The following is a 20,101-nucleotide window of genomic DNA, read 5'->3' on the forward strand; positions in this document are numbered from 1 at the left end:
AAATCTTTCTTAAAAGAATGATTAACAAATATAATCCATAGTTGTAGGTCGATAACAGCAAACCTTTACTCCATCTTGATAGATATAAGAACCATCTCCTCCACATTCTTTAGGAAAAGGAAAAGGTACTGCATTTCCTCCTTTAATGTTTTTTAACGTTGTTTTTGTTAACTCTTGTGATCCTTCTACGTTTAAAATTACTTTTTTCATTATAAAGTTTTTTTGGGGTTATAAATATTATTCTGCCCTCCGAAAATAATCTTAAAAAAATAATTTACTCTAAAAAAAACCATACTTTTAGTAGGGGAAAACCATACTTTTATCCTTCTTCATTACCTTCCATAAGGGTTTCTAACCTTCTGTCTGGTGTTAACCAAATAAGAGCTACAACAATATAACATATTATAGCAATCCATGTATACACATAAGCTAAAGGTATAGCTACAAGATATAGAATTAAAGACGTATACTCTTTTAGTCCGTTGGTACATAACTGAGATAATACATGATTATCATCGTGGTATTTAATTAACACTCTTTCTAAGATAAAATAAGCTATGGCACTCATAAGTAAAACAAAGCCATAAGTAGCTACAGGTAAAGCTTCATAGTAATGTTCGTGTTCCCCTATCCAACTTGTAGTAAAAGGAATTAAAGATAACCAAAACAATAAGTGTAAATTTGCCCATAAAATTTTGCCATTTACTTTTTCTGTAACCTGCATTAAATGATGGTGGTTATTCCAATAAATTCCTAAGTAAATAAAACTTAATAAATAACTTATAAATACAGGAGCTACTGATAGTAATCCTTTAAATGTCGTATCCTCTGGTGCTTTCATTTCTAATACCATAATGGTAATTACAATAGCCAAAACACCATCGCTAAATGCTTCTAATCTGCCTGTTTTCATATAATTATTTGTTGATTACACTATAGTTATCCACCAAAACGTCTTTGCTCTGGTAATGGAATTCGTTCAGTTTCATTTGGTACAGACGGAAATTTATTATTCTTCCAGTCTTCTTTTGCTTTTGCTATAAGATTTTTATCAGAAGCTACAAAATTCCACTCAATAAAACGCTCTTCTGAAAAAGGTTCGCCACCAAAAACATATACAGTAGAATTAGCAGCAATTTCAAAACTACATAAGGTACTGTCTTTTGCTACTAATAACTGTTTGGTTTCATAAGTATGTCCGTCACTAGTAATACTCCCTTCTAAGATATACAAAGCACTTTCTCCAAATAAATATTCCCCAATAGAAATGTTTTTTGTCTTTTCTGATTTTATTTCTATAAAGTATAACGGGCTATACACTGGAACTGGTGATTGTTTTCCAAATGCTTTTCCTGCTATAAGTTTAAATTGTACTCCATCATCTTCCCAATTAGGAATTTCATCTCCAGAAACATGAGCAAAAGAAGGTTTACATTGCTCATCGCTTAAAGGTAAAGCTACCCATATTTGTAGTCCATGAAGTTTTTTAGTTGAATTTCTTAAGCGCTCGGGAGTTCTTTCAGTATGTACAACTCCTTTTCCTGCGGTCATCCAATTAACTGCTCCTGGAGTAATCTCTATTTCAGTTCCTAAGCTATCACGATGCACAATAGCTCCCTCAAACAAAAATGTAAGTGTTGATATGCCTATATGAGGATGCATGGCAACATCTAAATTATCTTTTTCTTTCATTTTTACTGGTCCCATATGATCGATAAAGATAAACGGACCTACCATTCGCTTTTGTCGAAACGGTAACAAGCGTCCTACTAAAAAATTACCAATATTCGCTGCTCGTTCTTCAATTATTAGTTTCGTATTAGACATAAGTAACTCTATCTATTTCTTATTGTTTTATAGTCTCTATATATACTTTTTTAAAGATACTATTATTAATATAAATAAGTGATTTTTAATCAAATACAAGATTTTTATTCATAATAAAACTTTGAAACCATTCCTTTTTTTAGTATATTATACTGAATAACAACATTTTAACACTATAAAACCATGAACAGAAAAGCCTTTATTCAAAAATCGTTAGCAGCAATGCTCATCGCATTACCTGCTTACTCGTTTGTTGGGTGTTCCTCGGATTCTGATAATGATCCTAGCCCAACTCCTGACCCAAATCCAACCCCATCAGGTAATTGTATAGATAATGGAACTAATAGTAACATTAGTGCCAATCATGGACACAATCTAACAGTTTCTAAAGCAGATGTACAAGCAGGTACAGCAAAAACATACTCTATACAAGGGAGTTCCCCACACGATCACACAGTAACATTAACAGCTACTAACTTTTCTTCTTTGCAAAGTAACAATTCTATTACCGTTGGATCTACTGCTGGTGATGGCCATACTCACTCAGTTACTGTATCTTGTGCATAAAACAATACTAAAAATAAAAAAACAACTTTTAATAAAAGTTGTTTTTTTATTAATCTTCCAAATATCCAAACTTTCCTGTATTGAAGTCTTGAAATGCTTCTATTAACTCTTGTTTTGTATTCATTACAAACGGACCGTGTGCGGTAATTGGTTCATTTAAAGGCTCTCCACTTAATACTAAAATTATCACGTCTTCTAAAGCTTCTAAAGTAAAAGTATCTCCATCATTTTTGAATAATGCAAAATGATCTTCTAAAACATCTGTGGAGTCATTAACTTTAACACTACCTTCAACTGATAATATAGCTGTAGTATAGTTTTCTGGAAAGGTTAATTGTGTTTTTACTCCTTTTTTCAACTTTACATTAAACATATTAATAGGTGAAAATGTTGAAGCAGGCCCTTTATTTCCTCGGTATTCTCCTGCTATTACTTCTACTTCACCTCCTCCATCTGGTAATAAGATCTTAGCCATTTCGGTATTAGCTATTGCCTGATATTTTGGTGGACTCATTTTATCCTTAGCAGGAAGGTTTACCCACAGTTGTACCATCTGAAACTCACCACCTGTTTTACTCCACTCAGTTTCATGGAATTCTTTGTGTAAAACACCAGATGCTGCAGTCATCCATTGTACGTCACCTTCTCCTATAATACCTCCACCACCTGCACTATCTCCATGTTCAACACGTCCTTTATATGCTATGGTTACCGTTTCAAATCCTCTATGAGGATGTACTCCAACTCCTTTTGGTTTATCTGTAGGAGGAAAATTGTATTTAGAATTATAATCTAACATGATAAACGGATCCATACGTTGCATTGTAGAGGTTCCTGGTATAAAATTATGAACTCTAAATCCGTCTCCTACAAAATGTGGGGTTCCTGGTTTTACTACTTTTTCTATACTTTTTGTTTTCATTTTAAATTCCTTTTTAATTAATGTAAACTATTAGCTAATTCAATATCAAATGAATTATCTAAATAACTACGTTGTAACTCTGGTTTATTTTTAGACCAATATCCGTTTTTAACGTTTTCAGAAAGTGTAGATTCATTACTAAATTCAACTAAAATTGCATTAGGAAATAGCACAGTAATAATCTTTTGTAATTTCTTTTTATCTATCTCATTTGTTTCTTTTGAAATAGCTAAAACGTTATATGCTTGCTGGTATAATTTTTCTATGGCTGTTTCGACATTAGGAACAGTTGAAACTTGCCAATTTAAAATTTTAGGCACTGTTGTATTTTCGGTTACAACTAATGTTTTTAAATATCTCATAATATACCCTTTTTTTACCCATTAAATGGGATTAACTACGATGGTTAACATCGAAATAAATTGAATTTGTTTTATGTGAAATATTTAGTGAGTTGACCTCTACTTTTTATTTCACTGTAAAATTACGGCAACAAAAAAAGGTATGCATTGACCTATGGTAAGAAGCGATTCTAGATTTATGATTTAAGATTACTTTATATCGTAAATCTTCAATTTGAAATCAATTATTTGGTTTGAAGTTTTCTTCAGCAAGTGCTTTACGAACGCGACTCAAGCTTTCAGGAGTAACTCCTAAATAGGATGCTATCATCCATTGTGGAACACGCAGCATAATGTCTGGATACATCTGTACAAAATCTAAATATCGTCTTTTAGCTGAAGCTCCTAATAACTGGCTAATACGTTTGTATAGTTGACGGATATGTTTTTGTAATAATTGTTCATTTTTTCTTCTAAAATCAACATTTATTTTTGATACTTCATTGATAAAGTCTTCGTCTAACATTACAACTAATGTTTCCTCCACTGCATCAATGTAATATGTTGAAGGTTGTTGAAAATAAACACTTCCTCTATCACTTACAATCCAATTTTCAGTAGCAAACTGTAAAATATTCTCTTTTCCCTCTTCATTTAAGGCATATAAGCGTAACAAACCTTTTTCTACAAAAAAGAAATGTGAACACACATCTCCTTCTTTTAATAAAAAATCACTTTTAGAAACGTTTTTTAAAGAAATAAATGGCTGTACTTGAAGGTAATCAGTTTCTGATAATCCTCCTTTTTCAATAAGATACTTTTTAAAATTAGGTAGCTCCATGCATTATTGTAATGAGCTACTAAAAATACAGTATTATATACAATATTTTACTTTTATTCTGAAGTTTTAACTACTTTACCTCTATATCTAATTGAGCTTTTCTGCGTACTATTTACATAAATGGTACTCGATAAGCTAGGATATACTCTAACTATAACATTGTAGTTTTCAGTTTTTGTGTTTTTATCTTTTATTTCAAAACTTATTTTGTAGCTATTCTCTTTATCCTCAGACACAACTAAATTTTCAGGAATACCTTCAAACTCAATTCCAATATCTGTACCACCATAAGAACCTCCCATTTGCCGCTCACCAAAAAAAGGTAAATACGCCGCAACAGTATCTTTTTTCATTCTAAAAAAGTTACTATTTCCCACTAAATTAATGCTTCCAGCACTACTCCCTGCTGGTAACATTCCTGCATTAGCTATTTGTGCCATTGAATTTGTAACCATGGGTTCTGCCCACTCTGCTTCTATTTCAAAAGTCTTACTTTCTACAAGAGCATTTAAGTTATCTATTTCTGCCTGTGTTACGTTTTTTGATGAAGCACAACTAAACAGCACAAAAATCATACTAATAAAAAAAACAAACCTTTTCATATCTTACTGTTTTTAAACCTTCTACAAGTTACTCAAATCTCATGAAACTTTCAAGAAAATAAGACTATTTAACGTTTGTTTTACTCTTTATCAGGTACTGAAAACAACTCTGGTTTTGCTCCTTTTATATCTCTATAAAAATCATAAAAATGATTCATATCAGCACTCATATCATCTGTTAAGTAATAAGGAGATGCTATAATAATTTGCTTGTTTTCAAAATCGAAAGCAAACATTGCTATAGGTACATTAGCTCCTTTAGCTATATAATAAAACCCTGTTTTCCATTCTGCTACTCTTGCACGAGTTCCTTCTGGTGATAATGCTAAACGGAATTCATCATGCTCATTAAAAACTGCTACAATGGCATCAACTTTATTTGTGCTCTTACTTCTATCAACAGGAGCACCGCCTAAGGCTCTAAAAATAAATCCAAAAGGTGGTTTGAATAACGATGCTTTTCCTATAAAGTTGATTTTTACACCAATAGTATTCCTTGCCAAAATAGCAATAGGAAAGTCTTTCCAGCTGGTATGTGGAGCTCCAATAACAACATATTTTTTTAAGTCTCTTGGAAAATCTCCAACTACCTTCCAGCCTAAAACTTTGTGAAATATAAATTTAGATATCATTTACTAGGTATAAAGGTCAATGATACGGTTTTCCTCACAAAAATCAAATAAATTTAACCTATCTTGTCCTATATTTGTTCACTTAATAAACTTTTATTTATCCAAATGAATACCACTCTTTTACTTATTTTAATTGCTACTAGTACCTTACTAATTGGGTTTGTTATTGGAAACCTACTCTCTAAATTGAAGTTTAAACAACAAACATCTGATTTAGAAAAAGAGATTGTAACACTTCAGAATCATCAAACTAATTTTGAAATTCAGAAAAAAGAAAAAGAAGACTCATTTTCTCAGCAAAAAGAAGACTTTTTAAAGCGATTAGATGAAAAAACTAAAGAGAATAGTGAATTACGTCGAGAAAAAGAATTTACTGCTCTTGAATTAGCTAGAAAGAATGAAGAATTAAAAAACGTTCAGTTAAAACTAAATGAAAATAAAGAGGAAGTAGAGAAACTACAGGATAAATTTACCAAAGAGTTTGAAAACTTAGCCAACAAGATTTTAGATGAAAAATCGAACAAATTTACGGAACAAAACAAAAAGAACATCAAGGATATTTTAAATCCACTTCAAGAAAAAATACAAACTTTTGAAAAGAAAGTTGAGGACACTCAAAAAGAGAGTATTTCAATGCATTCAGCTTTAAAAGAGCAATTGTTAGGCTTAAAAGAGTTAAATACTCAAATGAGTAAAGAAACCTTAAACCTTACCAAGGCTTTAAAAGGTGATAGTAAAACGCAAGGAAATTGGGGAGAACTGGTACTTGAACGCGTTTTAGAAAAATCTGGTTTAGAAAAAGACAGAGAGTATTTTGTGCAACAATCTTTTACCAACGATGAAGGTAAACGTATTATGCCTGATGTGGTGATTCACTTACCAGACAACAAAAAAATGGTAGTCGATTCAAAAGTATCATTAACTGCATATGAACAATATGTAAATAGCGAAGATGATCTTGAAAAAGAACGTTTTGTAAAAGAACACGTAAACTCTTTAAAAAGACATGTTGAACAACTTTCAGAAAAAAAATATGAAGACATTTATAAAATAGAATCTCCTGATTTTGTATTGTTATTTGTACCTATTGAACCTGCTTTTGCAGTAGCTTTAAATGAGGATAATACCTTATACAACAAAGCTTTTGAGAGAAACATCGTTATTGTTACTCCTACTACGCTTCTTGCAACCTTACGTACTATTGATACGATGTGGAATAACGAAAAACAGCAGCGTAATGCTTTAGAAATTGCACGTCAAGCAGGTGCTTTATATGATAAATTTCAAGGATTACTGACGGATCTAGTTAATATTGGTAAGAAAATAGACGGAACTAAAGCCGATTACGCCGCAGCTATGAATAAATTAGTAGAAGGTCGTGGAAACTTAATTACTAGTGTAGAAAAACTGAAGAAAATGGGAGCTAAAGCTAAAAAAGCACTTCCTGAAAAAATTCTTGAACGAGCTCAAGATAATGACGAATAAAAAAAGGTCGCTCTAAAACATTTTAGAGCGACCTTTTTATTTATACTTATTTGAAGACATAGTCTTCTACATAATAAATAAACGTCTATTATGCATTAAGTCATATACCTTCTCTCCTACTGTTTCTAATACTTCTTCTTTCTCCGCATTCATTAATGCCTCGTCAATCAAGTCTACGATTACTTCCATATCGTCTTCTTTTAAACCACGTGTAGTAACTGCAGCTGTACCTACACGGATACCTGAAGTTACAAATGGTGATTCAGTATCAAAAGGAACCATGTTTTTATTTACTGTAATATCTGCTTTACCTAAAGCATCTTCAGCAGCTTTTCCTGTAATCTTTTTATTACGTAAATCAATTAACATACAATGGTTATCTGTACCTCCAGAAATAATTTCATATCCTTTTGCTACAAATGCTTTCGCCATTGCCTGTGCATTTTCTTTTACTTGAATTTGGTATTCTAAGAATTCATCTGTTAACGCTTCTCCAAAAGCAATTGCTTTTGCAGCAATAACGTGCTCTAATGGTCCACCTTGATTTCCTGGGAATACCGCAGAATTAATCAACGTAGACATTTTCTTTAATTTTCCTGATTTTAATTTTAATCCGAATGGGTTTTCAAAATCTTTTCCAATCATAATCATTCCTCCACGAGGTCCACGTAACGTTTTGTGAGTTGTGGTAGTAACAATATGACAATGTGGTAATGGATCAGATAAAATTCCTTTCGCTATTAATCCTGCTGGGTGTGAAATATCAGCCATTAAAATAGCACCAACGCTGTCAGCTATTTCTCTAAACTTTTTAAAATCAATATCACGTGAATACGCTGAAGCCCCTGCAATAATTAATTTAGGCTTATGTTCTTTTGCTTGTTGTTCTAAATGATTGTAATCAATATGTCCAGTTTCTTTAACTACTCCATAAAATACTGGATTGTATAGTTTTCCTGAAAAGTTTACTGGCGAACCATGTGTTAAGTGACCTCCGTGAGATAAATCAAATCCTAAAATAGTGTCACCTGGTTTTAAACAAGCTGCAAAAACTGCTGTGTTTGCCTGACTTCCAGAATGAGGTTGTACGTTTACATACTCAGCTCCAAATAATTCTTTAGCTCTATCAATGGCAATTTGCTCCACGACATCTACTACTTCACACCCTCCATAATAACGTTTACCGGGGTATCCTTCAGCATATTTATTTGTTAAAACTGATCCTTGAGCTTCCATTACCTGGTCGCTTACAAAATTTTCAGAAGCAATCAACTCTAAACCGTGTAATTGACGTTCTTTTTCTTCTTGAATTAAATCAAATATTTGATGATCTTTTCGCATGTTGTGTGTTGTTACATAAAGTAGCCAAAAGTACTAATTTTATTCTTCAAATTTTATCGATTTTGCAAGAAGTATCTACAAAAATACTTTAGCATTTTTTTTACTCATCTTTTTGGGGTAAATTGAAAAAAATATGTAGGTTTGATGAAAATATAACAAAAACAATAAATGGAAATAACTGCTAATAACCCGAATAGAAAGTCTTGGTTAACTGTAGCTGAAAACTCAGATTTTCCTATTCAAAACATACCTTTTGGGGTTTTTCTTACAAAAGATGATATTATAACGATTGGTACTAGAATCGGTGATTATGCGATTGATTTAGGTGCCTTACATCAATTAGGATATTTTGATGGGATTCCGTTAACAGACGATATTTTCTTACAAGACACCTTAAATGATTTTATTGCTGACGGACGCAAAACTTGGCGTTTAGTTCGTAATAGAATCGCTGATATTTTTGATGTAAAAAACAGTAAGCTACGAGATAATGCTGAGCACAAAGACAAAATAATCTTTAGAATGGATGAAGTTGAAATGCAACTTCCTGTTTCTGTAGGAGATTATACAGATTTTTACGCAAGTAAAGAACATGCAACCAATGTAGGAAGCTTATTTAGAGATCCTGAAAATGCTTTATTACCAAACTGGTTACAAATTCCTATTGGTTACCACGGAAGAAGTTCTTCAATTATACCATCTGGAACTCCTATTCGTCGTCCTATTGGGCAACAACGCCCTAACGAAGGAGAAACTAAACCAAATTTTGGACCTTCAAAATTATTAGATTTTGAATTAGAAATGGCATTCATTACTACCGTTGCTAATGATTTAGGTGATAGAATTCCTATAGAAGAAGCAGAAGAATACATCTTCGGATTGGTATTATTTAATGACTGGTCTGCTCGTGATATTCAAGCATGGGAATATGTTCCTTTAGGACCTTTCTTAGGGAAGAGTTTTGCTTCAACAATTTCTCCTTGGATTGTAACTTTAGATGCTTTAGAACCTTTTAGAGTTGATAACCCAGAACAAGTATATGAACCATTACCTTATTTGAAAAAAGAAGGTAATGATAGTTACGACATCAATCTACAAATGGCTATTCAACCTGAAGGTAAGGAAGAAACTGTAGTTTGTAACTCTAACTTTAAATATATGTACTGGACAATGGTACAACAATTAACGCATCATACTGTAAACGGATGTCCTATTAATGCAGGTGACATGATGGGTAGTGGTACTATTTCTGGACCTACACAAGATAGTTTTGGATCAATGTTAGAATTGACTTGGAGAGGTCAAAATCCTATTAAAATGAACGATGGTAGCGAGCGTAAATTTATTAATGATAACGATACCGTTATTATGCGTGGTTACTCTAAGAATGATAAAGTTAGAATTGGTTTTGGTGAATGTTCAGGTAAGGTATTACCTGCTAAATAAACACTTTAATCAAAAAATAATTATAAAAAAAAATCCAGTTCAATTGAACTGGATTTTTTTTTATAATTTAATTTCTATTTTATTCTTCTTCTGGTGGTGGATGACCGTGAATTTGTTCATAAACTTCATCAAAATTACTTCGTAAATAACTGTTTAATTTTTTACGATAATCATCTTGTAACCAGTCAATAAAATTATGTGTGCTTTTTGATATACATTTTGAATACCTATAAATTCTATCATCAATATCTCCTCCTAATTTTTTAGCTAAAATCAACGCATCAAAAACATCTTCGCTGTTTTCAACACACATTTCAGCATGATGCTCTATTGATTTTTCTAATACTCTTTTTGATGACTCTCCTCCTTGTATAGTATCTCTATATACTTTTTTAACATCAAAGTATAAGTCTTTAGAATTTGCAAACTCAGCTTTTACATCCGCTGGTAGTTCATATTTAAATTCATTTTCTATTTCTTCATCAGATAATAAGTTATCTAAATAGAAATTTGGTGCTCTAAACATTTTTTGCCAATCTAAATCAGCTCCCCAAGGTCCAAAACGATGGAAATTGTTTCCTAAATCAATTACATTAAATTCTGATTTTCCTGGTAAAATACGAGAACCACGACCAATCATCTGATAGTACAACGTTAAAGACTTCGTAGCTCTATTTAATATAATAGATCCTACTGTAGGCTCATCAAATCCTGTTGTTAAAATACTAACCGAAGTAATAATTGCATTGGGTGTTTTATGAAACCACTTTAAAATAAAATCACGTTCTTTTTTAGTATTCGTGTTATCTAAATGGGCAATTGGATATCCTGCTCTTTTAAAGGTATCATACACATGTAATGATGTATTAATACCATTATTAAAAATTAAAGTTTTAGTTCCTTTTGCTCGTTCTTCATAAGCTTGTAGAAGCTTAGAAAGCATATCGGTATTTGTATATAAATCTTCTGATGATTTTACTGTATAATCTCCATTTGCTCCTACTTCTAACGAAGTTAACCCTACATTGTAAGAGTAAATATTTGCTTTCGCTAAGTATTCATTTTGAATTAAGGCTCCAATACTTTCCCCATCAATAAGTTCGTCATAATTATCCTTCATAGGAAGCTTAATGTTTGAACTTAAAGGAGTTGCTGTTACCCCTAGTATAAAAGATCTATCAAAAAACTTAAATAGTTTAGTAAATGAGTTATAGTGAGCCTCATCAATAATTACTAAACCAACGTCTGAAATATCTAACATATCGTCATTTAAACGATTGTTTAGGGTTTCAACCATGGCCACAAAGCAATCAAACTCATCTTGGTCCTCTAAACTTGCTTTACTATCAATAATTTTATTTACTACACCAAACTCTTTAAGCATTTTTGCTGTTTGCTTACATAGTTCTATTCGGTGAGTCATTATCAATACTTTCTTTTGATAATGTTTTAAGTATTGACGTGTAATTTCGGAGAAAATAACTGTTTTTCCTCCTCCTGTAGGTAGTTGATAAAGTAAATGGTAATTTTCGGGAGCATTCTCAAAACTTTTGAAAATTTTGTACAATGCTTCTTTTTGATAATCGTATAGATTTTTTCCTTTCTTTGGTTGTGAAGTCGCTGTTTCGTTACTCAAATCTCTATAATTTTGAAATATGCAAAAATACGAGGTATTTAAGGAAATCCCATTAAAAATGGCATCTTTTTTAGATTTTTTTCAAATCAATACGAGCAATATCATAATGAGAAGCATGTGAAATCACTTCTTCTTTTTTAATTACCAACAACTGAGGAGATTGATGTAAAACCTGAAAAGTGTATCCTATTTCATTAGAAATGTCTCTATAACTAAGTAGGTCAAGATAATACACTTTAAAGTCTTTTAGCTCTTCATCAAAACTGTTTACAAAACGCTTAATTACCATACTGCTAATGCCACATCTTGTTGAATGCTTAAAAATAGCTACTGGTTCTTTTTTCGATAATTCTTTTATCTCTTTTATTTGCTCTAATGAAGTTAATGGAATCCAATTGATAAACGATTCCTCTTCTCCTTTATTTGTCTCTTTTCTTCCAAAAATAGTACTTAATACTCCCATAAAATCCTTACTTTAATAACATATTTATTCTTAATCACCACAATACCAGTCAAAAAGTCATAAAAAAACTCATTTTAAAAGACAAAATGTCTTTTTCTTCTTTAAAAAATCAATTGGTACTGATTTTGACTTTTATTGAGAAAAATAAAAACGATATGAATTTTAACAATTATACAATAAAATCACAAGAAACCATACAGCAAGCACAACAATTAGCGCAAAGTTATGGTCACAACCTTATAGAAAATGAACACATTTTCAAAGCCTTACTTTTAGTCGATGAAAATGTACTTCCTTTCATACTAAAGAAGTTAAACATTAATATTGATGTTATACAACAGGTGTTAGATAAGCAACTAGAAAGCTTTCCTAAAGTTACAGGTGCTGACTTAATGCTTTCTCGCGAAGCTAACAAAACGTTAAATGAAGCTTCAATCATTGCTAAAAAAATGAACGATGAATACGTTTCTATTGAACATTTAATTCTAGCTATTTTTAAATCTAAAAGTCAAATAGCACAAGTATTAAAAGATCAAGGTGTTTCTGAAAAAAGCTTGAAAGTAGCCATTGAGGAGTTACGCAAAGGAAATCGTGTTACGTCACAAAGCGCTGAAGAAACTTACAATTCTTTAAATAAATATGCTAAAAACTTAAATAAATTAGCACAAGACGGAAAACTAGACCCAGTTATTGGTCGTGATGAAGAGATTAGACGTTTATTACAAATTTTATCTCGTCGAACAAAGAACAACCCTATTCTAGTTGGTGAACCCGGTACAGGTAAAACAGCTATTGCAGAAGGTTTAGCACACCGAATTATTCGTGGTGATGTTCCTGAAAACCTAAAAGAAAAACAAATTTTCTCTTTAGATATGGGAGCGTTAATTGCTGGAGCAAAATACAAAGGTGAGTTCGAAGAACGTTTAAAGTCTGTAATAAAAGAAGTTACAAAGTCTGAAGGAGATATCGTGCTTTTTATTGATGAGATTCACACCTTAGTAGGTGCTGGTGGTGGCCAAGGTGCAATGGATGCTGCTAATATCTTGAAACCTGCTTTAGCTCGTGGTGAATTGAGAGCTATTGGTGCAACGACACTAGATGAATATCAAAAATATTTTGAAAAAGATAAAGCTTTAGAACGTCGTTTTCAAAAAGTAATGGTAGACGAACCTGATACAGAAAGTGCTATTTCTATTTTACGTGGTATTAAAGATAAATATGAAACACACCACAAAGTTCGTATAAAAGACGAAGCTATTATAGGGGCTGTAGAATTATCACAACGTTATATCACCAATCGATTTTTACCAGATAAGGCTATTGATTTAATGGACGAAGCTGCTTCTAAACTACGTATGGAAATCAATTCAAAACCAGAAGAATTAGATGTACTGGATCGTAAAATCATGCAGTTAGAGATTGAAATTGAAGCGATTAAGCGTGAAAATGATGAAACTAAATTAAAATTTTTAAATGCCGATTTAGCCAATTTAAAGGAAGATCGCAATGAAATTAATGCTAAATGGCAATCAGAAAAAAGCATTGTAGATACCGTTCAGAGTTTAAAAACTGATATTGAAAACTATAAACTTGAAGCTGAGAAAGCAGAACGTAATGGTGATTATGGTAAAGTAGCTGAGTTACGTTATGGTAAAATAAAAGATGCACAAGAAGAACTTGATAAACAACAAGAAATCTTAGCGAATCAAAGTGAGAATGCATTAATTAAAGAGGAAGTTACTTATGATGATATTGCTGAAGTTGTAGCTAAATGGACGGGAGTTCCTGTAACTAAAATGTTACAATCAGAGCGTGAAAAGTTATTAAAATTAGAAGGTGAATTACATAACCGTGTAGTTGGCCAAGAAGAAGCTATTGAAGCAGTTTCTGATGCGGTTCGTCGTTCTAGATCAGGATTACAAAACCCAAATAAACCTATTGGTTCGTTCTTGTTCTTAGGAACAACTGGGGTTGGTAAAACAGAATTAGCGAAAGCTTTAGCTGAATATTTATTTGACGATGAAAATGCGATGACTCGTATTGATATGAGTGAATATCAAGAGCGTCATTCCGTAAGCAGGTTGGTTGGAGCACCTCCGGGATACGTAGGTTATGATGAAGGTGGGCAATTAACAGAAGCTGTTCGTAGAAAACCATATTCAGTTGTGTTATTAGACGAGATTGAAAAAGCGCACCCTGATACCTTTAATGTCTTACTACAGGTATTAGATGAAGGTAGATTAACTGACAATAAAGGTCGTGTTGCTGATTTTAAAAACACCATTATTATTATGACCTCTAATATGGGGAGTCATATTATCCAAGAAAAATTTGATAATATGAAAGGTGATATTCATACAACTATGGATTTAGCAAAAACAGAAGTTTTAGGGCTGTTAAAACAATCGGTAAGACCTGAGTTTTTAAACAGAATTGATGATATTATTTTGTTTACTCCACTATCCGAAGAGAATATTAAAGAAATTGTAAAACTACAATTGAATAGTGTTAAAAAGATGATTGCGAAACAAAACATAATTTTTGATGCTACTGATGAAGCTATTGCTTATTTAGTTATAAAGGGATATCAACCAGAATTTGGTGCACGTCCTGTAAAGCGAGTGATTCAAAAAGAGGTTTTAAATCAATTATCTAAAGAAATTTTATCAGGACAAGTAACCACTGATAGTATTATTTTACTAGACGCTTTTGATAATGAATTGGTATTTAGAAATCAATCTGATTTAATAGAAAGTTAACTATTTATTTTATAGTTAGTTTATAGAGAGCGGTGTTTAAAAAAGCATCGCTTTTTATTTTTAATTATATTGGCTCTTCAAAACAATTACTTATCGTGAAAAAATATCTTTTAGGTTGTATTCTTGCTTTTAGCACATTAATTTCTTGCTCACAAAAAGAAGTTAACTCTACCTATTATTTAATTCGTCATGCTGAAAAAGATAGAACAGGTCAAACAAATAAAAACCCGAACTTAAACGTAACTGGACAACAGCGAGCTGAAAAATGGAAAAATTATTTTGAAGACATTCATTTAGATGCTATATATTCTACTAATTACAATAGAACAATACAAACTGCGACACCAGTAGCAAAAAGTAAAAAATTAGAAATCACCATTTATGATCCAAATAAGATGTACGATGATGATTTTAAGAAAAACACAAAAGGAAAATCTGTTTTAATAGTTGGTCATAGTAACACTACTCCTTCTTTTGCTAACAAAATTTTAAATCTAAAAAAATACGAGCAAATGGATGAAAATGATAACTCTAGTGTATTTGTTATTTCGGTTAAAATATCTTCTGATAAGAAAGAAATATCCTCTAAAATGTTAAAAATTGATTAGTTTAATTTAATATCATTTAAAACAATTTCTGATAGTTTTTTCAACGCTCCGTTTTCATATAATTCATCAATAGTATAAAAATCAATATCCTTATTTAAAGGCTTATAATTGTTATAGTCTACAAAACGGATTCCGTTTACTATTTTTTCCTCTTTTACATCTCTAAAACGTACTCCTCCTCCATTTGTATGATATTTATACGCTAAATAATCTACCTGAAAACTATCTTTTGCAAACCAATATATAAACACATCATCAAAATCTTCTCCTCCGCCCTCTTCTGCAAAAGTGACTCTAATTTTATAATACTCCTTTCCTTTTATAGTAACAGGCTCTAATAATTTTTTTTGAACTGCTTTATCATTTAACCCAAAAGGTAAGACAGAAAAATAATGAACCGAATTCACAGAATTGCTATAGCGATTTTTATCTTTTTCTGTTAGTTCAACTAAGCTATCATTTACAAAGCGTCTGAAATTCTCATTCGATAACACATCTTGTATTGTTGCTGAGTCATTTTTTATAGTTCTAACTAATTCAAAAGTACCATTACTTCTAGTTGCTTTATAATAATTTTTTCTAAAGTTAAAGGAAATTGTAGCGTTTCCTATTTCATTTAATTTAGAATACTCTATTGACTTATCTATTATTTGTTGGGCAGTAAATTTTGGCTTGCATGAAACAACTAGTAATAGTAGTGAAATGTATAAATATCGCATAAAATTTGTTTGTTTTGATCGTTAAATCGTAAACAAATTTACAGGTATTCTTTAATTTTAATTGTTAAGTTTAACACAAAAAAAATAGAGCTACAATTATGTAGCTCTATAAAAGATAATGAAATTTATTTTTTAAAACCTCATACCTACACCAAAACCAATAAGTAATGGATTAATATCTACTTCAGCTGGCACTGTTGCTACACCTGCATTTACAGATACATCGGTACTTAATCCAATATACTTAGCATCTACGTTTAAAAACCAAGTGTCATCCAGGTCATAGTCAAAACCAAGTTGAAGTGCATATCCAAAACTATTTTCATAATCTACATCTACCACAGTACCTGGGTCAGCATTATAAAAAATAGTATAATTCACACCGGCTCCTACATAAGGTTTAAAATCACTTATATTAAAATGGTATTGTAGCGTTAATGTTGGAGGTAACAACCAAACATCTCCTAAATTAACATTTCCTAAGGCTGTATTTACCGCTTTTACATCATGGTTAGTTGTTCCTAAAATTAATTCAGCTGCAATATTTTCAGTAAAATAGTAGGTAAAATCAAGCTCAGGAATAAAGTTTTCACCTATTTCAACATCACCTCCAATAGTACCAATTGTTGCCGATTCGTTTGGTAAAACAGTTACCCATCTAAAACGCGCTTGCCATTTTTTAAAATCATCTTTTTTAGAAGTCTCCTGTGCATTTACATTACTAAAAAACAACGTTCCTAATACAATACTTAATATAATTTTTTTCATGATTATAAGTTTAAATTTTAAGCAAAATTACATTCCACTCTTCCCTAAAAACATGACTTTAATCATAGCTTAACAATTTTATTTAACAACTTAAAATTATAGTTATATTTGTGTTCTATTTATGCAAAAAAAGATTAACATACAGAATAAAAAGGCTCGTTTTGAATACGAGATACTTGATAGATACACAGCAGGAATTCAACTTACTGGTACTGAAATAAAATCAATACGACAAAGCAAAGCTCGAATTACCGAAAGTTTTTGTGAGTTTAATGATAAAGGAGAGCTTTTTGTAGTGAACATGTACATTGAAGAATATGCCTTTGGACATCATTACAACCATAACCCTAAAAGTGAACGCCGTTTATTGCTAAATAAGCGTGAATTAAAAAAACTTGAAAGAGAAGTTGAAGCTAAAGGTAGTACAATTGTTCCTTTACGTTTATTCATTAATGAAAATGGTTGGGCTAAATTAGATATTGCTCTTGCGAAAGGAAAGAAAACCCATGATAAGAGACAAAATATTAAAGACCGTGATAGTAAACGTGATTTAGCCAGGATTAAAAAGGCTTATAATTAATGAATGATACTTTTTTTAATATCATACAGTGGAAGAAGATTTTATATTTTATTTTTATTTTATTCTTATTTAAGTTTTCTTTCTTACACGGCTATGGCTTTAAAACTACCCTTTCTTTTCTTGATTTAGGACTATTATCTATTTCTAGCGCTTTTTTATTAGCGTCTGGTTACCTAACAAGTTTTTTCTTCAGAAGTCCACAAAAAAAAACTAGATTCCCTTTACAAAAAGTAAAAGAAGCATCTTTTTACTTAATGTTTATAGGTATTATAGTAGGCTTATCTCTATCTATAAAAGTAAATAAACCATGGTATGGGCTTATATTTATTGTTTGCCCTGTTATTGTATATCTATATTCTAAAAATAACACTCAAAAAACTTTTTTTAGTAACATTGTTACCTCTTTCCTAAAACCTTTTGCTTTACTTACACTATGGTGGTTTGATTTTCCTCTTAATTTATCTATAGAGCAATGGGAACTTTTTTACGACCTACAATTAATAACTATTGGTTACGTAATTGTCTCTTTTTTAAGTAATATCGTTATTGAAATAATTATTGATATTATTAACGTAAATCAAGACAACTTAAACAAACAAAACACTTTACCTGTTTTACTAGGCAGGAAAAGAGCTAAAAATATAGCTTTGATGCTCTCTATAATAGGTTGTTTTTTTGTGTTTTCTATAGCAATTGCTTTTATTAAAAATAAGTTCATTTTTTCAACCATTATGTTATTAGGAACAATTCCTGAGCTATACTTTATTTACCGTTTAATGATAGCTTCTGAAACTAAAGATTACCAAATATTGCATAAAATTAGCTACTTAAACTTCTTTTTTGCCCTCTTAAGTGTTCCTACCATAGCTTACTATATTAAATATGTTATCAACTAAATTATCAAAATACTCTATTATCCTTGCTTCAAATTCTCCTAGAAGACAAGAATTAATAAAAAGCTTAGATATTCCTTTTTCTATCAAAACAAAGGAAGTAGAAGAAATCTACCCAAAAGAGCTAAACCATGTAGAAATAACTGACTATTTAGCCGATCTTAAGGCTACCCCTTTTAAAAAAGGTTTAAAAGAAAATGAGTTATTAATAACATCGGACACTATCGTATGGATACATAACAAAGCTTTAGGAAAACCTAAAGACTACGAGGAAGCATTTCAAATGCTCAAGGAATTATCAAATACCACACACGAAGTTATTACCTCTATATGTATTACTAGTAAATCATTTCAGAAAACCGTGAATGATACTACTATTGTTAGCTTTAAAGAATTATTAGACGAAGAAATTGATTATTACATAAACACTTATAAGCCTTTTGACAAAGCTGGAGCCTATGGTATTCAAGAATGGATTGGTAAAATAGGAATTATAAAAATTGAAGGAAGTTATTTTAATGTGATGGGATTTCCTGTTCATAAACTTTACAAAGAATTATCAAAATTGTAGCTTTACATCTATATAAAAGATTATTTTTGACGCGTATTTACACAACACAAACTGATGAAAAAATATACTTACACAGAAAAAAAAGATACCCGATCTGGGTTTGGTGATGGTTTAACAGAATTAGGACAAACAAATCCTAATGTTGTAGCTTTATGTGCAGATTTAACTGGTTCATTAAAAATGAATGAATTTGCCAAAAATCATCCTGAGCGTTTTTATCAAGTAGGAATTGCTGAAGCAAACATGATAGGAATTGCAGCTGGATTAGCTATTGGAGAAAAAATTCCTTTTACAGGTACATTCGCTAACTTTTCAACTGGTAGAGTTTATGACCAAATTCGTCAATCAGTTGCTTATTCTGATAAAAATGTAAAGATTTGTGCTTCTCACGCAGGATTAACTTTAGGTGAAGATGGAGCAACACACCAAATTTTAGAAGATATTGGATTAATGAAGATGTTGCCAGGAATGACTGTTATAAACACTTGTGATTACAGCCAAACAAAAGCTGCAACTTTAGCAATAGCTGAACATAAAGGACCTGTATATTTACGTTTTGGTCGTCCAAAAGTGCCGGTATTTATGACTGATCAACCTTTTGAAATAGGTAAAGCTATTCAACTTACCGAGGGTAACGATGTAACTATTGTTGCTACTGGTCATTTAGTATGGGAAGCTTTACAAGCCGCTGAGCAATTAGAAGCTAAAGGTATTTCTGCTGAAGTAATAAACATTCATACTATTAAACCATTAGATGAAGAAGCTATTTTAAAATCTGTTACTAAAACAGGTTGTGTAGTTACTGCGGAAGAGCATAACAAATATGGAGGTTTAGGAGAAAGTGTTGCTCGTTGTTTAGCAACTAACACCCCTACTCCACAAGAATTTGTTGCGGTAAATGATAGTTTTGGTGAATCTGCTACTCCAGATCAATTAATGAAAAAGTATGGTTTAAATGACGAAGCTATAGTAAAAGCAGTCGAGAAAGTTATTTCTAGAAAATAAAAAACATAAACAACTAAACAATAAATACATCACTTTTAAGGTTTAAAGTGATGTATTTTTTTATGTAAAAAACAAATATTTAACCCAATAATAAT

Annotated in this window: 22 protein-coding genes; 9 read left to right on the forward strand and 13 right to left on the reverse strand. The window is 31.3% G+C overall.

Annotated elements, in window-relative coordinates; genetic code table 11:
- Positions 1 to 21: 21 nt before the first annotated feature.
- The 3 genes from ACQYZ7_RS11105 to ACQYZ7_RS11115 form a co-directional block, all read right to left on the reverse strand.
- Complete coding sequence (locus ACQYZ7_RS11105; RefSeq protein ID WP_430729812.1) at positions 22 to 210, reverse strand: hypothetical protein; 189 nt, start codon at positions 208 to 210, stop codon at positions 22 to 24.
- 109 nt (positions 211 to 319) lie between these two features.
- Entirely contained in the window at positions 320 to 913 is a 594-nt protein-coding gene (locus ACQYZ7_RS11110) for a TMEM175 family protein (RefSeq protein WP_430729813.1), read from the reverse strand.
- A gap of 26 nt (positions 914 to 939) precedes the next feature.
- Entirely contained in the window at positions 940 to 1,827 is an 888-nt protein-coding gene (locus tag ACQYZ7_RS11115) for a pirin family protein (protein ID WP_430729814.1), read from the reverse strand.
- 183 nt (positions 1,828 to 2,010) lie between these two features.
- Between ACQYZ7_RS11115 and ACQYZ7_RS11120 the strand changes: the two genes are divergently transcribed.
- The gene (locus ACQYZ7_RS11120; protein WP_430729815.1) at positions 2,011 to 2,394 is read left to right on the forward strand and encodes a hypothetical protein; all 384 of its coding nucleotides are present in this window, start codon (positions 2,011 to 2,013) and stop codon (positions 2,392 to 2,394) included.
- Positions 2,395 to 2,443: 49 nt separating this feature from the next.
- On the opposite strand, the gene ACQYZ7_RS11125 is transcribed toward ACQYZ7_RS11120, so the two are convergent.
- The 5 genes from ACQYZ7_RS11125 to ACQYZ7_RS11145 form a co-directional block, all read right to left on the reverse strand.
- Positions 2,444 to 3,316 carry a pirin family protein gene (locus ACQYZ7_RS11125; protein WP_430729816.1) on the reverse strand — a complete coding sequence of 291 codons (873 nt, stop codon included), beginning with the start codon at positions 3,314 to 3,316 and terminating at the stop codon, positions 2,444 to 2,446.
- Between the two features lie 17 nt (positions 3,317 to 3,333).
- A complete protein-coding gene (locus tag ACQYZ7_RS11130) occupies positions 3,334 to 3,678 on the reverse strand; it encodes a hypothetical protein (RefSeq protein WP_430729817.1) in 345 nt (114 codons plus the stop codon).
- A gap of 220 nt (positions 3,679 to 3,898) precedes the next feature.
- Complete coding sequence (locus ACQYZ7_RS11135) at positions 3,899 to 4,498, reverse strand: Crp/Fnr family transcriptional regulator (protein WP_430729818.1); 600 nt, start codon at positions 4,496 to 4,498, stop codon at positions 3,899 to 3,901.
- 53 nt (positions 4,499 to 4,551) lie between these two features.
- Positions 4,552 to 5,100: a DUF4251 domain-containing protein gene (locus ACQYZ7_RS11140; RefSeq protein WP_430729819.1), complete on the reverse strand. Its 549-nt coding sequence runs from the start codon at positions 5,098 to 5,100 to the stop codon at positions 4,552 to 4,554.
- Positions 5,101 to 5,180: 80 nt separating this feature from the next.
- Complete coding sequence (locus ACQYZ7_RS11145; RefSeq protein ID WP_430729820.1) at positions 5,181 to 5,732, reverse strand: 1-acyl-sn-glycerol-3-phosphate acyltransferase; 552 nt, start codon at positions 5,730 to 5,732, stop codon at positions 5,181 to 5,183.
- A 105-nt stretch (positions 5,733 to 5,837) separates the two neighbouring features.
- On the opposite strand from ACQYZ7_RS11145, the gene rmuC reads away from it, so the two are divergent.
- A complete protein-coding gene (gene rmuC / locus ACQYZ7_RS11150; protein ID WP_430729821.1) occupies positions 5,838 to 7,217 on the forward strand; it encodes a DNA recombination protein RmuC in 1,380 nt (459 codons plus the stop codon).
- A gap of 66 nt (positions 7,218 to 7,283) precedes the next feature.
- Here the strand turns inward: rmuC and glyA are convergent, their stop codons facing one another.
- The gene (gene glyA, locus ACQYZ7_RS11155; protein ID WP_430729822.1) at positions 7,284 to 8,558 is read right to left on the reverse strand and encodes a serine hydroxymethyltransferase; all 1,275 of its coding nucleotides are present in this window, start codon (positions 8,556 to 8,558) and stop codon (positions 7,284 to 7,286) included.
- A 168-nt stretch (positions 8,559 to 8,726) separates the two neighbouring features.
- Between glyA and fahA the strand changes: the two genes are divergently transcribed.
- Positions 8,727 to 10,004 (forward strand): fumarylacetoacetase, encoded by a 1,278-nt coding sequence (fahA, locus tag ACQYZ7_RS11160; protein ID WP_430729823.1) that lies wholly within the window; start codon positions 8,727 to 8,729, stop codon positions 10,002 to 10,004.
- A gap of 79 nt (positions 10,005 to 10,083) precedes the next feature.
- On the opposite strand, the gene ACQYZ7_RS11165 is transcribed toward fahA, so the two are convergent.
- Positions 10,084 to 11,640 carry a DEAD/DEAH box helicase gene (locus tag ACQYZ7_RS11165; protein ID WP_430729824.1) on the reverse strand — a complete coding sequence of 519 codons (1,557 nt, stop codon included), beginning with the start codon at positions 11,638 to 11,640 and terminating at the stop codon, positions 10,084 to 10,086.
- A gap of 70 nt (positions 11,641 to 11,710) precedes the next feature.
- Positions 11,711 to 12,103, reverse strand: coding sequence for a bacillithiol system redox-active protein YtxJ (ytxJ, locus tag ACQYZ7_RS11170; RefSeq protein ID WP_430729825.1), 393 nt, complete (start codon positions 12,101 to 12,103; stop codon positions 11,711 to 11,713).
- Positions 12,104 to 12,258: 155 nt separating this feature from the next.
- Here ytxJ and clpB point away from each other — a divergent pair, with 155 nt between their 5' ends.
- Both clpB and ACQYZ7_RS11180 read left to right on the forward strand, forming a co-directional pair.
- Entirely contained in the window at positions 12,259 to 14,862 is a 2,604-nt protein-coding gene (gene clpB / locus ACQYZ7_RS11175) for an ATP-dependent chaperone ClpB (RefSeq protein WP_430729826.1), read from the forward strand.
- A 95-nt stretch (positions 14,863 to 14,957) separates the two neighbouring features.
- Positions 14,958 to 15,470 (forward strand): SixA phosphatase family protein, encoded by a 513-nt coding sequence (locus ACQYZ7_RS11180; protein ID WP_430729827.1) that lies wholly within the window; start codon positions 14,958 to 14,960, stop codon positions 15,468 to 15,470.
- On the opposite strand, the gene ACQYZ7_RS11185 is transcribed toward ACQYZ7_RS11180, so the two are convergent.
- Entirely contained in the window at positions 15,467 to 16,189 is a 723-nt protein-coding gene (locus ACQYZ7_RS11185; RefSeq protein ID WP_430729828.1) for a DUF6503 family protein, read from the reverse strand. The genes ACQYZ7_RS11180 and ACQYZ7_RS11185 overlap by 4 nt on opposite strands.
- Before the next feature lie 132 nt (positions 16,190 to 16,321).
- The gene (locus ACQYZ7_RS11190) at positions 16,322 to 16,957 is read right to left on the reverse strand and encodes an OmpW/AlkL family protein (protein WP_430729829.1); all 636 of its coding nucleotides are present in this window, start codon (positions 16,955 to 16,957) and stop codon (positions 16,322 to 16,324) included.
- Positions 16,958 to 17,078: 121 nt separating this feature from the next.
- On the opposite strand from ACQYZ7_RS11190, the gene smpB reads away from it, so the two are divergent.
- The 4 genes from smpB to ACQYZ7_RS11210 are packed head-to-tail and all read left to right on the forward strand — an operon-like array spanning position 17,079 to position 20,006.
- Positions 17,079 to 17,537 (forward strand): SsrA-binding protein SmpB, encoded by a 459-nt coding sequence (gene smpB, locus ACQYZ7_RS11195; RefSeq protein ID WP_430729830.1) that lies wholly within the window; start codon positions 17,079 to 17,081, stop codon positions 17,535 to 17,537.
- Positions 17,537 to 18,433, forward strand: coding sequence for a hypothetical protein (locus ACQYZ7_RS11200; protein WP_430729831.1), 897 nt, complete (start codon positions 17,537 to 17,539; stop codon positions 18,431 to 18,433). Before smpB ends, ACQYZ7_RS11200 begins: the two co-directional genes overlap by 1 nt.
- The gene (locus ACQYZ7_RS11205) at positions 18,420 to 19,001 is read left to right on the forward strand and encodes a Maf family nucleotide pyrophosphatase (protein WP_430729832.1); all 582 of its coding nucleotides are present in this window, start codon (positions 18,420 to 18,422) and stop codon (positions 18,999 to 19,001) included. The genes ACQYZ7_RS11200 and ACQYZ7_RS11205 overlap by 14 nt, the downstream gene beginning before the upstream one ends.
- A gap of 54 nt (positions 19,002 to 19,055) precedes the next feature.
- Complete coding sequence (locus tag ACQYZ7_RS11210) at positions 19,056 to 20,006, forward strand: transketolase family protein (RefSeq protein WP_430729833.1); 951 nt, start codon at positions 19,056 to 19,058, stop codon at positions 20,004 to 20,006.
- Positions 20,007 to 20,101 lie beyond the last annotated feature (95 nt).

Origin of the sequence: Tenacibaculum sp. SDUM215027, from assembly GCF_050566205.1 — a bacterium.
GTDB lineage: Bacteria > Bacteroidota > Bacteroidia > Flavobacteriales > Flavobacteriaceae > Polaribacter.